A 15,285-nucleotide genomic window follows, 5' to 3' on the forward strand; every position below is an offset into this window, starting at 1 on the left:
TCGGTTCGACGCCGATCAGGCGTCGAGGATCTGTCGAACGACGTCGGGGGCGTCCTCGAGCGTCTCGTCCAGTTCGTCGACGTTCGGGCCGCCGCCCTGGGCGAAGTCCGGCGGGCCGCCCCCGCCGCCACCGACCTTCGCGGCGAGTTCGCCGACGACTTCGCCGGCGTTGACGCCGACGCCGTCGGGAACGGCGACGACGAACTGGGCACCGCTTTCGCCGCTTCCGAGCACTGCGATCTTGCCCTCGTCGCGGATGGCGGTCGCCGTCGCTCGCAGCTCGTCCATGTCGGCGTCGATGCGGTCGACGACCGCCGCGGTGTCGCCGACCTCGATCTCGTCGCCGCCGCCACCGCCGCCCGCGCGGGCTGTGGCGAGCTGTTCTTTCAGGTCCTCGATCTCCTTGCCGCGGGCCTTCCACTCCTCGAAGAACCGCTCGGCGGTGTCGGGAACCTCCTCGGGCGAGACGTCGAGGACCTCGGCAGCCCCGTAGAGGGCGTCCTCGGTCTCCTGGGTCGCCGCGATGGCAGCCTCGCCCGCGGCGAAGGTGAGTCGCTCGACCCCGTCCTGGACCCGCTCGCTCGAGCGGATCTTGATCGTGCCGATCTCGCCGGTTCGGGCGACGTGGGTCCCTCCGCAGGCCTGGACATCCTCGTCGACGTGGATCAGCCGGATCTGCTCACCCGGCGGGATCCCGCCCTGGTAGAGGTCGAACCCGTGCTCGCTCTCCGCGTCGTGGCGGTCGGGCCACTCCTGGGTCACCGGGGCGTTGTCCATCACGATCTTGTTTGCCTCCCGTTCGATTCGCTTGACGTCCTCGCGGGAGATCCGATCGTAGTGGCGAAGGTCGATCCGCGAGGAGTCGACGCCCTTCTGGGCGCCGGCCTGACGGACGTGCTCGCCGAGCACCTGGCGGGCGGCGTGGATGACGATGTGGGTCGCCGTGTGGTGGCGCATCAGCTGTCGCCGTCGGTCGACGTCGAGGTACCCTTTCACGAACTCGCCCTTGTCCGGACGGGCGTCGGTCCGGTGAAGGACGACGTCGTCCTCGATCTGGACGTCTTCGACCTCGACTGTCGTCTCGTCGGTCGAGAGCGTCCCCGTGTCGGCGGGCTGGCCCCCGCCCTCGGGGTAGAACATCGTCTGATCGAGCACGACGTCGTAGCCGTCCTCGCGCTCGAAGACGTCGAGCACGACCGCCTCGAACTCGGTGCGTTGCTGGTCGTCGTAGTACAGCTTCTCGGTCTCGGGGAGATCCTCGAACCGGGAGTCGGTCTCGCCGGTCGCCTCCTCGAGCGCCTCGACGGTGTCGTGGCGCTGTGCGACGAGACTGTAGAAGTCGTCGGGAACGTCGACGTCTGCGCCGGCCTCGGCGGCGATCCCCTCGACCATGTCGGGCTGGATCCCGTGGGAGTCGTAGAGTTCGATCAGCTCCTCGGTCGGGATCGGCTCGCCCTTCTTTGCGTACTCCGCCGCGAGGGCTTCGACCCGGCGACCGCCGCGCTCGAGGGTCTCGCGGTACTTTTCGACCTCGGTGCGGACGATGTCGCGGATCGTGTCGCGGTTCTCGTACTCGAGGCGTTCGGCCTGCATGTCGACGAGCTCGTCGAGCGGTGCGTCGACGCCGACGTTGTCACAGAGCCGTTTCGTTCGGCGAAGCACCATCCGGGCAAGATACCCCGTCCCGACGTTCGAGGGGACGATGCCGTCGCCGAGCATGTACGCGAGGGTCCGGCAGTGGTCGGCGATGGCGTAGATATCCTCGAGGGGTTCCATCAGTTCCTCGAGTTCGCCGGCGTCGACGCCGAGTTCGTCCGCGATCTCGCCGCGGGCGGTCTCCATATCCTCGGCCTCGTCGATGTCCATGTGGCCCGCCAGCTTGGCGGCACGGTGGACGAGTTCGCTCTCGTCGTCGGAGTGATCGAGCTCGGCGTTGTTCTTCAGAAACTCGATCATGTCGGGGTAGATCGCCTCGTAGACGGTCGGCGTCCCCTGGGACACCCAGGTCCAGCGCTCGAGCCCGTAGCCCGTGTCGACGATGTAGGTGTCCATGTAGGAGTAGGCGTTCCCGTCTTTCATCTCGAACTCCCCGTCGGGATCCTGCTCCATGCACATGAAGACGAGCGTCGCGAGTTCGACGCCCTTGAAGATGACCTCGATCGCGGGGCCGGCGTTGCCGCCGCCGACCCACGGATCCTCGATGTAGATGACCTCCTCGAGGTCGACGCCCATCGAGTCGAAGAACTCGTCGCAGAGTTCTACTGTTCGGTCCTTCCAGTAGACCTCGCCCTGGTAGGCGTACTGGTCGGGGTTCTCGAGGTCCTCGCGGGCGTTGAACGCGTGGTGGGCCATCATCTCGAACGCCATCGTGTGTCGACCCGTCTTCCCGACGTTGTCGATGTCCTGCATCCGGATGCAGGGCTGGGAGATGGTCAGGGGATTCGCCGGCGGCGGCGTCTCTCCGCTCGTTACGAGCGGCTGGAAGTCATAGATCGACGCCTGGGTCAACAGGACGTCGTCCCGCCAGCGGTTCGCCGCGACGGGGTAGGGCTCGATACGCTCGTGGTCGTGGCCCTCGAAAAAGGAGAGGAACGTCTCCCGCATCTCTTCCAGACTGTGCTCCTCGTCGAACCCGGGGTTGCCGATGAAGTCGTACTCCTCGCAGGGCGGCTCGCCGCAGGTCTCTCGCTCGTAGTCGCGCGTCCAGAAGTACGCGCCACAGGAGGGACACTCCTTGCGCTCGAAGCCTTCCTCCTCGAAGTACTCGAGGCGGTACTCCTCCTCCAGTTCACTCATTACACGTGTGTTGGCCCCGCAGCGGGTAAAATAGTTCCGCAACCGTTATTCGGGATAGATCGCCTAACGGCGGCGGTCTCGGGCTCGGAACGTCGATCGACCTCCCTCGCAAGCGGGCGTCAGCGGTAGGCAAACGCCACCGCCAGGAGGACGTCGAACGTACTCGCCAGCGCGCCGACAGCGACGACGGCGTCGTCGACCTCGAGCCAGACGAGGGGAACGAACGCGAGCAATAGGACGCCACAGCCGATAACGACGAACCCCAGCCGACGGCCAGTCTTCCGGTCGACGTCGGGCGTGGTCAGCAGTTCCCGACGATCGCGAACCGCGACGAGCCACCCGAGAACGAAACTCAACAGCGCGCTTGCGAGGATCGTCGCCCTCCTGACGATCGCAGACGGAAGCTCGAGGACGATCGCCCCGGCCAGCGCGAACAGTCCGACGCCGACGATCCCGAGGACGGCAGCGTTGGCTCGAGCGCTCGCATCATTGTCCGGCTCGAGGCCGTATAGCCGTCGCGTCCAGCTTCCGGACCGAAGGGAGGCGATCGCGAGCGCGAGACAGCCAGCGCCGACGGCGAGGAGAACGGCGATTCCGCCGGTCGAGGGAGACATGGCTGGCGAGCGGTACATTCCGAACTGCGAAAGCTACGTCGAACGGATCGATACCAGTAGCGTGGTTCTTCTTTCAGAAACGGATCTGGGACTCCGTTGGGCAGTTCGGTCACTACACGTGCGTCTGGACCGTCCGGCCTCGAGTCTGCAGTACTGGCCAACCGCTTCGGGGTGGGACTGAAAGGGGCTGACGCGTTGAGCGGACGCTTCGCGTCCGCGATGCTCGGGAGAGCGAAGCTCTCCCGCTGCTCGAGGTGCGAGGGGATGCAAGCACCGCAGAGAGCGAAGCGACCGAGGAGCGCAGCGAGCCGCAGTCCTCGAGCGGGTCAGGGGCTTTCGTGGTGTTGTTGACGAGTAGCAGGTTCTGCTCGCACGAACACAGGGGATCGCCACGTCCTCCCCAGCCGACTCGCTCGGTCGCGTTGCTCCCTCGCTCATCCCTCGCGCAGCATCGTTGACCACCCTCACTGGCGTTCGGCCGGTCGACAGCGCGCGCCTCCGCAGAAAGAGTGGTCGGACCGAACTGAGACGTAGTCCACCTGTACGGAACGCGAGGTTCACGGCCACACTGGATAACGAACTCGCAGCCCCGGCTACCGATACCGAACGTCGCGTTCAGTTCTCGTTCTCGAGGGCCAGCGACGCCAGCATCGCCTCGAGCTGGAGCCGTTCGTTCGCGCCCTCCGTGATCCGGTAGTCGACCTCACCGAGTCGCTCGAGCAGCCGCACGGTCGCCTTCTCGGGGAGGTCGAACTGCCACGCGGAACGGTGAAGCTGGTCGATAACGTCCCCGCCAGCCAGCCCGCGTTCGGTCAGCAGATCCTCGAGGGCCGCGCGGGCGGCCGTGAAGTCGCCGTCGATGGCCTGGTCGACCATCGCCTCGACCTCCTCGGGTCGAGCGGTGGAGGTGATCGCGAAGACGGTCTCCTCGTCGACGACCTCGCCCATCACGGCCGCGGCCTGGAGGCCGTTGATCGCCTTACGCATGTCGCCGTCGGCGGCGTAGACGAGCGCATCGACCCCGTCGTCGGTGACCTCGATCCCCTCGTTTTCGGCGATGTCGCGGATCTGCGCTTCGACGGCGTCCTCGGTGAGTTCGGTAAACCGGAAGACCGCACACCGCGACTGGATGGGGTCGATGATCTGGCTCGAGTAGTTACACGAGAGGATGAAGCGGGTGTTGTTGGAGAACTGCTCCATCGTCCGTCGCAGCGCCGACTGGGCGTCGCTCGTCAGCGCGTCGGCTTCGTCGAGGAAGATAATTCGGTGGTCGTACCCCCCGAACGACGAGCGGGCGAAGTCCTTGATCCGATCGCGGACGACGTCGATCCCGCGCTGGTCGGAGGCGTTCAGCTCGAGGAAGTTCTCGCGCCAGTCGTCGTCGTAGACCTCGCGGGCGATGGCCTGGGCTGCGGTCGTGTTGTGCATAACGGTCGGAACGTCACCTGCGACGTAGTTCCGCGTTCCGGGGACGGTGAGATCGTAGACGCGACGCTCGTCTTCCACTCGCTCGATGTCGGTTACTCGGTCGAAATAGAGCGTCTCTCGCGAAAGACGGTCGAGTGCAGCCAGCTGTTCGACGACTTCCATCGAACACATTTCCGAGGCGACGTCGAGAATTCGACCAGAAACGGTCTCGAATCGCGGCAGCGACGCGAGATCGTGATCGTCGTTCTCGAGAAGGTTCCGCACGTCCATCCCGGTCAGTTTCGTGCCGTCGGCGATTCGGTTGTCCGAGACACTGAGCGAGTCGATCGCCTCCCGTAGCGATTCTTGGACGGAGACGGTGTTCGGCGTCTCGGTACGCGATGCGAGCGTGACGAGCAACTCGCCTGCACGGCTCGCAACTGGCGATCGCCGCCCGTCCGAGTACTCGAGCAGGCGATCGCTTCTTATTCCGGTCGCTACCTGGATCTGCTTTCGCGACTCGAGCGGTTCCAGTTCGCTCCGCTGATCGACCCACGTCGCTGGCACGGCACTCACTGACTGGATATCGCCACGAACTCGTTCGATATCCTGTTTTACCTTCTGTGCCGCCTCGAGACGGGCGGATGCCGCCTCGAAAACGCGGTCGATGTCCTCGAGATAGGATTCACGGCCAGGGTTTTCGGGATTCAACGAGCCGGTGACCAGCGGTTCTTTCGTTAGGGAAAGAGTCTGGCACAGGTCGTCGACGGCATTCTGAGCGGGAATTGTATCGTGGTTCGGATTTCCGATACCTTCTGTAACGTCGGCGAGTCGGTCGCACTTGTAGTCGATAGTGAATCCGATGGTGTCCTCGAATTGAGAAAGCGCCGAAACTCCAGAGAGATACAGTGTGTGATACTCGCGAGTCGTCCCAGAGCCGTTTGTCGCCACCTTTTCGTCCCGTTTTCGCCGTACTGGGATCCCGAACGAGGCGAGCAGGTACGAACAGAGCGTGATGAGTGATTTATCCTTCTGTGTCAGTTCGACCGTTGCCTGTTCCGCGACGTAGGCTTCCGAATCGAAGACGGCTTGCAGGAAGGCCGCGCGAGCGTCTGCCGGAGCGTGGATCAAGGTTGACCCAACCGCGGACGTCGACGAATCACCGAAAATGTCGAAACACGACTCGAGGTAGTGGTGGAGCGACTTGGTTCGAAGTTCCACGTATGGAACATCTTTTTGAAGGCCGCGGGTCGTCTCGACGTCGAACAGATCCTGTGCGAGTCGTTCGAACGATTCACGGAGTGCTTCGTCGGTGTTGTAGAACTTGATGCGGCCGTTCTCGATACGCGCTTCGCTGACCGCGAGACCGATGAAACGTGCTAGCTCCGGCGTAAGTTCCCATGGAGGCACAATCGGACTGGACCGCCTGTTGAACGGTGTTACGTAGCGGACCGATTCGACCTGAGATCGAAGTTCCGATTCCTCGACGTCGAGTGATCGGAGATAGCCGAGAGAACAGGTTGTCGAGGCTTCTTCGAGGTCGATCGATACCGTTCGCGCGTAATTCGCAGCAGTTTTCGGCGAAATATCGTGCTCGGCAGCGATTTCCTCGACCGTATAACCGCGACGAAGGCAACCGAGTACCGTCTTCTTCTGTCCGACAAAATTTTCTTCGGCCGGAATCTCGTATCGCATGGCAAACGACTCCGAAACGGTGACCAACGTCCGGTTGGCGTCCATCGACGAAAGCCAGTTGAGCGACGTATCCGAGTCGTCGGCGACCGGTGTTTCCAGCGGGCGGACGATCCGCTCTTCACCGGAGAGCGACCCGGCCTTTCGCCACTCGAGACCCGACTCGTTTGCAATGAGGAGTTTGTGTTCCGGTGTGACCGTGAACTCGTTTCCGTCTCGTGTTTTGACCGAAACGAGTTCGGCCGCCTCTTTCGAGAATGTGTGTGACGGAGAGACATACTCGAACGAGCCGTCGTTACTGTACGTCAGTATCTCAAGATCTTCGTCAGGTTCGTCGAATCCATCGACTTCTCCGACGACAGCTGAAATAGGGGCGACGCCCTCGTTCGTCAGCACCGGTGTCTCGCCGGTGACGCACTTCCCGGTTCCGGCTGGCCCCGCGAACATGAGGTGGGGCAGGTCGTCCTGCTCGACGTAGCGCTGGAGGCGCGGCACGATGTTCTCGTGGCCCTTGATCTCGTCGAGCCGCTCCGGGCGATACTTCTCGATCCAGACTTCGGTCTTGCCGGGAGTCGGCTCCGCCGCCTCGGCGTCGGCCTCGCTCATACCCACCACGAGGGGTAGCCGAAAGATAAAACGACCGAAGGCCGCGGCCGTCGTCGACGTGCCGGTTCGATTCCGTCGTCCGACTCGAGGACGTTCCGTGCTGACCCCCTCGAACCGAAGAGAGCGGGTGTCATGTTTTTCATCTCACACGATGTGAAGAGCCTATGGGGACCGAAACGTCCGTCCCGAAGCGACTCGCCGTCGTTCTACTCGTCGTCGTCCTCCTCGGTGCGGTGCCAACGGGGGTCGCCGCCCAGTCCGAGTCGACCGTCGGCGGGACGGTCGTCGTCGAAGAGGGAGAGACGATCGAGGACCTCGAGGCCGTCGCCGGCACCGTCGTCGTCGAGGGGACGGTGACGGGCGACGTCTCGGCCGCGGCCGGCGACGTCCGGATCGAGAGCGGGGGCGAGGTCGGTGGCGACCTCGAGACCGCGTCGGGAAGCGTAACGATCGACGGCACCGTCGCCGGCGACGTCGACGTCGGAGCGGGCAACGTCGCGGTCGGCGAGGACGGAACCGTCGGCGGCGACTTTACCGCCGGGGCGGGGAACGTTGTCGTCGACGGCACCCTCGAGGGCGACGCGGCGATCGGCGCCGAGACGATCACCCTGGGTGAGGGAGCATCGATCGCGGGCGACCTGCGCTATAACGGCGACCTGCAGGGTAACACCGACGCGGTCGCGGGCTCGATCACCGAGGATTCCACACTCGGGTTCGACATCGCGCCGACGCTGCAACCGCTGGCGTCGTGGCTGGTTTCGCTGTATACCCTCGCGCTGAACCTGCTGCTGGGTGCCGCCCTGCTCGCGCTGTTCCCGCGCTTTTCCGACGGCGTCGCCGAACGGGTCGCGACCGACCCCCTTCGGACCGGCGCGGTCGGTTTCGGGGTGCTGATCGGGGTGCCGATCCTGCTCGTCGCCGCGGCGATCACGATCATCGGCATCCCGTTCTCGATCGTCGGCGGGTTCGCGTTCGCCCTCGTCGTCTGGGTCGGGATCGTCTACGGGCGGTTCGCCGTCGCCGCCTGGCTGCTGGGGTACGCCGACCTCGAGAACCGATGGCTCGCGCTGGTCGTCGGCATGATCGGCGGAGCGATCCTCGCCCAGCTCCCGTTTGTGGGCGGGCTGTTGAACGTCCTGATCCTCCTGCTCGGGCTGGGTGCGCTGGCCTGGGGGCTGTACACGCGCCGACGAACGCCGGGGACTCGAGAGCCCGAGCACCGCGATCGGATCGGGCCCGACGAGCCGGCGGGCGACTGAACCTCGGACACACTCGCAGTCGACGCGCTCAAGTCCACTCTCGAGCAAACACCGCCATGCGCGTCACCGTCGATGTCAAGGGTGAGGGGAGCCACGAACTCGAACTCGAGGAGGTGGCGACCGACGCCCCCGAGCCGACCTACGCGGACCTGCTCCGGGCGGTCGATCTCAGCCCTCACGAGGTGAGCGTCTTGGTCGACGGCCGTCCCGTCCCCGAGGACCAACCCGTCGAGAGCGAGCGCGTGACCGTCCTCCGACTGATCAAAGGAGGCTGACCCCGTATCGCTACTCCTCGGTTTCAGGCGTCGTTGCTCCCCGAGATCGAGCATCCCTACTCCTCGACCTCGATCGGCTCGAGCGCCGTCGCCCGCGCCGCGGTCGCTTTGAAGGAGGCGACGACCTCGCGACCCGGCTCGAGCCCCAGTCGCTCGCGACTCGAGCGCGTGACGAGCGCCTCGAGGTCGATTCCCTCGGCCAGTGAAAGCGTGACGCTGGCGATCGCCTCGCCGTCGTCGATCGCCGCGACCGTCCCGGAAAACCGGTTCCGCAGGCTCGTTCCGTCGGGTTCGGGCGTCTCCGTCGGATCCGTCAGGACGACGGCGTCCGACCGAACCGCGACCTGCACCTCGCGTGCGCCCGGCGGGACGAGCGCCGTAACCGGGCCGACGGCGGTCTCGACGGTCGCGAGTTCGCCGGTTCGTTCGGTCACGGTGCCGCGAAAGACGGACTCCGTCGCGGTGGCCACGCCGTCGAGTTCGCTCTCGTGGCGGTCGAACTGCCGGCGAAGCTCGTAGGCGGTCTCCGTCAGTCGGGTGCCGCCGCCGTCGCGGCCGCCCCGCGTTCGCTCCGTGAGCTCGCCGAGTTCGTCCTCGAGTTCGACGACCCGATTCTGCAGTCGCGCGTAGGAACGGCCGAGCGACTCGGCCGCGCCGTGTAACGATCCCTGCCGGTCGATCGCCTCGAGCATCTCGATGTCGCGGCGGTCAATCGTGAGGTTACCCGCCGAGAGCTTGGTGCTGAAGTCCTTCTGGATCCCCATCGTTCCTCCTCGCGTGATCCGACAGACCAGCCCGCGGTCGATAAACGTCCGGGTTCGTCGAGGATGTGACCGACGGACTGTTGGCGAACAGCGACGTACGACCGACCGATGCACGTCCGAGTCGCGGGCCCCGACGACGCCCTCGAGGTCCGGCGGATACTGGACGCCGCGATGCTCGAGCCGGGTGACGTCGAGGGTCGGATCGGGGACGGCGACGTCCTCGTCGCCGGCGACTGGCGGGGCGGATCCGACGGAACCGATGAACGGCTTCTGGGCGCGCTCGTGCTCGAGCCCCGAGAGCGAGGCGCCCACGTCGCGAGCGTCGGTGTTCGCCGCCGCCACCGCGGTCGGGGGATCGGTCGACGACTGGTCGAGCGAGCGCTCGAGCGCGAGCGTCGGCTCACCGCGCGGTTCGACGACGGCGTCCGGCCGTTCTACGAGGTGCTCGAGTTCGCGATCGAACCGATCGGCGAGGACCGACACCGCGGCGTCGCCGTGGCGGACCGAGGCGAGTGAGGGGCGTCCCCGTCTCGTGCCGGCGGAAGTTTAACACCGAGAGCGTGGTACGATCCGTCGCATGGCGCTCCAACGGATGCTCAGCGGAGACCCGTCGAAGAGTTCGAAGCTGTACATCGCGATCGGGCTGCTCTCGCTCGCGAAGGCGATCGTCGTCTACAAGGACCGAAACCGGTTCCGGCGGGAGCTGATCGACGCCGCCCTCTTCCTCGGCGTCGGTATCACGCTCCGGAAGTACAGCCAGCTCAAGGCCGAAAAGCGCGAGGAGATCGAGTCGCAGGTTCCGGACTGGCTGGCCAGCGCCGCCCAACCCGAGGCCGCCAGGCAGGGCGTCCGTTCGGTCGCGAAACGAAAGCTCGCCGGGGAGCCCGAACCCGAGCCGGAGCCGACGTTCCGCGACCGCGCTCGAGACGCCGTCTCGCGGTAGTCGCGGTTTCGCTTCTCGGCTTTTTCTCGCGGTACCGTCGCGGTTCGCTCGGCTCAGGAGGAGCCCGTCGGCTCGAGCGTCGCCGTGAAGTGGCGGATCTCGGCCATCTCCGGCTCCTCCTCGATCTCGAGTCCGGAGACGTCCTCACGTCGCTCGAGGACCGCGGCAGCCGTCTCGGCGACGTGTTCCAGGTGTTCGCGGTGGTAGGTCCTGCGGGGCAGCGCCAGCCGAACGAGCTCGGGTCGGTCGGTGTCGGGAAACGCGAAGCTGCCCAGTTCGACCCCACGGACGCCGCCCTCCCGGTAGAGCTCGCAGACCAGCGCCTGGCCCGGGAACGCCTCGGGCTCGAGGTGGGAGAGGAAGGCGCCGGCGTCGAGGTAGACCGCGTGTCCGCCCGCGGGCGTGTAGATCGGCACGCCGACGGACTCGAGGGCGTCGGCGAGTTCCTGGACCTGTCCGACGCGGTCGGCAACGTAGGCCTCGTCGACTGCTTCTCGGAGACCGACGGCCATCGCGGCGATATCCCGACCTGCCATCCCGCCGTAGGTGGGAAACCCCTCGTAGAGGATCGCCCGCTGTTTGCAGGACTCGTACAGCGCGTCGCTGTCGGTGGCGACGAACCCGCCTGCGTTGGCGAGCCCGTCTTTCTTTCCGCTCATCACGACGGCGTCGGCCAGGCCGAGCTGTTCGCGAGCGACGTCGGCGACCGAGGCGTCGGCAAACTCGTCCTCGCGCTCGGTGACGAAGTAGGCGTTCTCGGCGAACCGGCAGGCGTCGATCACGAACGACGCGCCAATCTCGTCGGCGAACTCGCGAACCGCTCGGGAGTTCTCGACGCTGACGGGCTGGCCCGCCGCGGAGTTGTTCGTGATCGTCTGGACGACGACCGGAACCCGCTCGGGACCGTGCTCCTCGACGACCGCCCGGGCGCGCTCGAGCGAGGTATTCCCCTTGAACGGGCCGTCGGCCGCGGGGTCGCGGGCGTCGTCGACCGGGCAGTCGACGGGGTCGGCACCCTGGTTTGCGATGTGGGCCCGCGTGGTGTCGAAGTGGGTGTTGTTCGGAACGACGTCGCCCTCTTCGACGAGGCTGCCGTAAAGGACGTTCTCCGCGCCCCGGCCCTGGTGGGCCGGGACGACGTGCGAAAAGCCCATCACGTCGGCGACGGCGTCCTCGAGTTCGCCGAAGCTGCGCGAGCCCGCGTAGGCCTCGTCGCCCCGGAACAGCGCCGCCCACTGCTCGTCGCTCATCGCACCCGTCCCGCTGTCGGTGAGCAGATCGATAAAGACGTCTTCCGAGTCGAGATTGAAGACGTTGTATCCGGCCTCCTCGAGGGCGCGCTCGCGCTTCGTCCTCGAGGGGAGGTGGATCTGCTCGGCGACTTTCGACTTGTATCCGACCATACAACCCCTTCGAGAGCCGCGCAGTTCAATTCGAGTGACGGAACGTGCTCACGAACGGTTCGGATCGACCCTCGGCGGATCGATTCGGCGTTCGACGGCCGAATACCGCCATCAGCAGACGGGTTCGCGGACCGAGGTGTTCTCCGAAGCAACGCTCCGCGAAACAATGTAAGCGTACTGTTCGATAGACGTGCCATTATTAAACCCCGATAATAATTGTCGAGTATGGCTGGCTACGACCAGACGCTGCGACCGTTCCTCTGGCGCGCCGAACGACTGCATCCCGCCCAGGAGGTCGTCTCGCGAACCCACGACGGGATCGTCCGCAACACTTACGCGGAGTACGGCGACCGCACTCGGCAGTTGGCGAACGCCCTCGAGGACGCTGGGATCGAGTACGGCGACCGCGTCGGCACGTTCTGCTGGAACCACCACCGCCACGCGGAGGCCTACTTCGCGGTGCCAAACATCGGAAGTCAGCTCCACACGATCAACCCGCTACTCCCGGCCGAACACATCCAGTACATCGTCGAGAACGCCGAAGACCGGCTGCTGTTCGTCGATCAGTCGTTGCTCGAGCCACTCGAGGCGGCCTACGATCCCGAAGCGTTCGAGAGCGTCGAGCAGTTCGTCGTGATGGGCGAGTCGGTTCCGGAGACCGACCTCGAGCCGGTCACCGACTACGAGTCCTTTATCGGCGCCCAGACGGCCGAGTACGAGTGGCCGGAACTCGACGAGGAGAGCCCGGCGGGGATGTGTTACACCTCGGGAACCACGGGCAAACCCAAGGGCGTCGAGTACACCCAGCAGATGCTCTGGAGCCACACGATGATGACGCTGACCCCGCAGGGACTGGGCATCGCCGAGGACGACGTCATCATGCCGGTCGTCCCGATGTTCCACGTCAACGCGTGGGGACTGCCGTTCTCGACGACCGCCGCGGGCGCGAAACACGTCTACCCCGGCCCCTCGCCCGATCCCGCGGACCTGGTAGAACTCATCGAGGAGGAAGGCGTCACGATCACCGCAGGCGTGCCGACAGTGTGGTTCGGTGTTCTGGAGTACGTCGAGGAACACGGAGCCGACCTCTCCTCGCTCGACCAGATCGTCATCGGCGGCAGCGCGGCCCCCGAGAGCCTGATCCGCGAGTTCGACGACCGCGGCGTCGAGGTCGTCCACGCCTGGGGGATGACCGAGATGTCCCCGCTTGGCACCGTCGCCCACCTCAAGGCCGACCTCGAGGACCTGCCCGCCGAGGAACGCTACGAGAAGCAGGCCAAACAGGGACTGGTCGTCCCCGGCCTCGAGTTCAAGGTCGTCGACGACGACGGCGAGGAAGTCGAGTGGGACGGCGAGGAGTTCGGCGAGCTCTACGTTCGTGGGCCGTGGGTCACCGATTCCTACTTCGAGCGCCCCGAGGCGAACGAGGCCGACTTCGAGGGGTCCTGGCTCAAGACCGGCGACATCGTCACCGTCGACGAGGACGGCTACGTCAAGATCGTCGACCGCGCGAAGGACGTGATCAAAAGCGGCGGCGAGTGGATCTCCTCGGTCGAACTCGAGAACGCCATCATGGCCCACGACGACGTCAGCGAGGCGACCGTCATCGGCGCCCCCCACGAAAAGTGGCAGGAACGACCCGTCGCGTTCGTCGTGCCCACCGCCGACGCCGAACTGGAGGAGGACGAACTCCACGACGAGATTCAGGCGTTCGTCGCCGATGACTACCCCGACTGGTGGACCCCAGACGCGGTCGTCCGCATCGACGAGGTGCCCAAGACCGCCACCGGCAAGTTCGACAAGAAGACGCTCCGTGAGGAGTACGAAACCGAGAGCCTGCTCGAGGACGAATAGGCGATCCGGCTTCAATTGGGACTCGAGTACGAACCGAGACCGGATCGACGGCCGAACGGCTCCGAACGGTCCCTCGACTGTCGGATGTTGCGACCGCAAGAATCGGATTGGTTGCCGCGACGATACGCCTGTCAGTGCCGCCCTGCCGTCACAGCAGCAGCGACAGCACGGCCAGGACCAGGAACGCGAGGACGAGCCACTTCGCGATGGCCATGGACATACCTGCGACGCCGCCCGCACCGAGCGCCGCGGCGATCAGCGCGATGACGAAGAACACGATTGCCAGTTCTAGCATACCTCTACCTTGGAGGGGTTACTAAAAGTGCGTTGAGCCTGAATCTGCCATGCGGTAACTTTTCGAGAACGGGTTCGCGGGAGAGAAGCGCCACAGGGGCGATCGGACGCCGTCGGACGGCTGTCTTGCGGGTTAGAAGAGCCCCTGCGTTAGCTCGAGGGTTTCCTCACGGTCGTCCCAATCGACGAAGATGGCGACGCTGGTCGCGCTCGTGATGATGTCGTGGACGTTGATCCGGGCCTCGGAGAGGGGGTTGACGATGTCGCTGATGATCCCCGGCTGGTTCGGCAGTTCGCCGCCAGTGACGCGGACGACGGCGAGCGACTCGTCGACGGTGACACTCGAGAGTTCGTCGCGGGCGATGACCTCGCGGTGGAGGATGTTCTCGGCGCGCTCGGCGTCTTCCTCGTCGACGTAGAAGGTGACGCTGTCGAGTCCGCTGGCGACGGCGTCGACGTTGATGTCGCTCTCGCTGAGCGGTTTCGAGAGGTGGTTGAAGACGCCGGGCTGGTTGCGAATCGCCCGTCCGGCGATCGTCAGGCAGGCGAGCGGGCGCTCGCGCAGGTCGACGAGGTTCTCGAACTCGCCTTCGATGCTCGTGCCGCCCGAGAGGAGATCGCCGTGCTGGTAGTGGACGACCCGAACCGACAGCGTGTCCTCCTTGTAGGACAGCGCGGAGGGTGCGACGACCTCGGCACCCCGAAACGAGAGATTTCGAAGCTCGTCGACCGAGATCTCGCCGACGTTGCGGGCCCCTTCGACGACGTTCGGGTCGCCGGTCATGACGCCCTCGACGTCCGTGACGATGACGACCTCGTCGGCGTCCATGTACTTGCCCATCATCACGGCGCTCGTGTCGCTGCCCCCACGACCGAGCGTCGTCACCGACCCGTCCGGTCCTTCGGCCAGGAATCCGGTGATCACCGGCACCGTTCCGTCGAGGTCGGCGGCGACCTCGCGGGCGCGACGCTGGGTCTCCGGAACGTCGACCTCGCCGTGCTCGTCGGTGACGATCGGCCAGTTCTCGCTGCCGGGCTCTAAGAAGACCGCGTCGACGCCCCGCGCGGTCAGTGCGGCCTTGAGCATCCGGACCGAGGTCCGCTCGCCCATGCTGACGATCTGGGCTCGATCGGCCTCGTCGGTTTCGAACGTGATCTCGTCGAGCAGTTCGTCCGTGGTCGACCCCATCGCGCTGGCGACGACCGCGATTTCGTGGCCGTCCTCGACGGCCGCGGCGATCGAGTTCGCGGCGCGGTTGATTCGGTCCCCACTACCGAGACTCGTCCCGCCGAACTTCGCTACGACCCGCATGCTGACACCTCACGGTCCGCCGGCAACCTGGTGAATTGACTCATGCGAGGTGGTTGCAAGGGCGGG

The 15,285-nt window shown here is 65.6% G+C and carries 12 protein-coding genes; 5 read left to right on the plus strand and 7 right to left on the minus strand.

From position 1 onward, the window contains the following. Window positions 1-15: 15 nt before the first annotated feature. From alaS to C491_RS06915, 3 genes are all read right to left on the minus strand, one after another. Window positions 16-2,796 (minus strand): alanine--tRNA ligase, encoded by a 2,781-nt coding sequence (gene alaS, locus C491_RS06905; RefSeq protein WP_005554797.1) that lies wholly within the window; start codon window positions 2,794-2,796, stop codon window positions 16-18. 119 nt (window positions 2,797-2,915) lie between these two features. Then, window positions 2,916-3,410, minus strand: coding sequence for a hypothetical protein (locus tag C491_RS06910; protein ID WP_152421286.1), 495 nt, complete (start codon window positions 3,408-3,410; stop codon window positions 2,916-2,918). 615 nt (window positions 3,411-4,025) lie between these two features. Continuing rightward, on the minus strand, window positions 4,026-7,115 hold the full coding sequence (locus C491_RS06915) for a replication factor C small subunit (protein ID WP_005554799.1): 3,090 nt from the start codon (window positions 7,113-7,115) through the stop codon (window positions 4,026-4,028). A gap of 164 nt (window positions 7,116-7,279) precedes the next feature. Here C491_RS06915 and C491_RS06920 point away from each other — a divergent pair, with 164 nt between their 5' ends. After that, window positions 7,280-8,374 (plus strand): bactofilin family protein, encoded by a 1,095-nt coding sequence (locus C491_RS06920; protein ID WP_005554800.1) that lies wholly within the window; start codon window positions 7,280-7,282, stop codon window positions 8,372-8,374. Between the two features lie 56 nt (window positions 8,375-8,430). Continuing rightward, window positions 8,431-8,649: a ubiquitin-like small modifier protein SAMP2 gene (gene samp2, locus C491_RS06925; RefSeq protein WP_005554801.1), complete on the plus strand. Its 219-nt coding sequence runs from the start codon at window positions 8,431-8,433 to the stop codon at window positions 8,647-8,649. A gap of 56 nt (window positions 8,650-8,705) precedes the next feature. Here samp2 and C491_RS06930 read toward each other — a convergent pair whose 3' ends face one another. Then, window positions 8,706-9,413: a TOBE domain-containing protein gene (locus C491_RS06930; protein ID WP_005554802.1), complete on the minus strand. Its 708-nt coding sequence runs from the start codon at window positions 9,411-9,413 to the stop codon at window positions 8,706-8,708. A 108-nt stretch (window positions 9,414-9,521) separates the two neighbouring features. Here C491_RS06930 and C491_RS06935 point away from each other — a divergent pair, with 108 nt between their 5' ends. Together C491_RS06935 and C491_RS06940 are read left to right on the plus strand one after the other, a co-directional pair. Next, entirely contained in the window at window positions 9,522-9,929 is a 408-nt protein-coding gene (locus C491_RS06935) for a GNAT family N-acetyltransferase (protein WP_005554803.1), read from the plus strand. 61 nt (window positions 9,930-9,990) lie between these two features. Next, window positions 9,991-10,356, plus strand: a complete 366-nt coding sequence (locus C491_RS06940; RefSeq protein ID WP_005554804.1) for a hypothetical protein — start codon at window positions 9,991-9,993, stop codon at window positions 10,354-10,356. 53 nt (window positions 10,357-10,409) lie between these two features. On the opposite strand, the gene C491_RS06945 is transcribed toward C491_RS06940, so the two are convergent. Next, complete coding sequence (locus tag C491_RS06945) at window positions 10,410-11,759, minus strand: tryptophanase (RefSeq protein WP_005554805.1); 1,350 nt, start codon at window positions 11,757-11,759, stop codon at window positions 10,410-10,412. A 225-nt stretch (window positions 11,760-11,984) separates the two neighbouring features. On the opposite strand from C491_RS06945, the gene C491_RS06950 reads away from it, so the two are divergent. After that, window positions 11,985-13,613, plus strand: coding sequence for a long-chain fatty acid--CoA ligase (locus tag C491_RS06950; protein WP_005554806.1), 1,629 nt, complete (start codon window positions 11,985-11,987; stop codon window positions 13,611-13,613). 148 nt (window positions 13,614-13,761) lie between these two features. On the opposite strand, the gene C491_RS21435 is transcribed toward C491_RS06950, so the two are convergent. Both C491_RS21435 and C491_RS06955 read right to left on the minus strand, forming a co-directional pair. Further along, a complete protein-coding gene (locus C491_RS21435) occupies window positions 13,762-13,908 on the minus strand; it encodes a DUF1328 family protein (RefSeq protein WP_005554807.1) in 147 nt (48 codons plus the stop codon). A 132-nt stretch (window positions 13,909-14,040) separates the two neighbouring features. Further along, on the minus strand, window positions 14,041-15,219 hold the full coding sequence (locus tag C491_RS06955) for an aspartate kinase (protein WP_005554809.1): 1,179 nt from the start codon (window positions 15,217-15,219) through the stop codon (window positions 14,041-14,043). Window positions 15,220-15,285 lie beyond the last annotated feature (66 nt).

The sequence above is a fragment of the Natronococcus amylolyticus DSM 10524 genome (assembly GCF_000337675.1).
In the GTDB taxonomy this organism is placed as follows: Archaea; Halobacteriota; Halobacteria; order Halobacteriales; family Natrialbaceae; genus Natronococcus; species Natronococcus amylolyticus.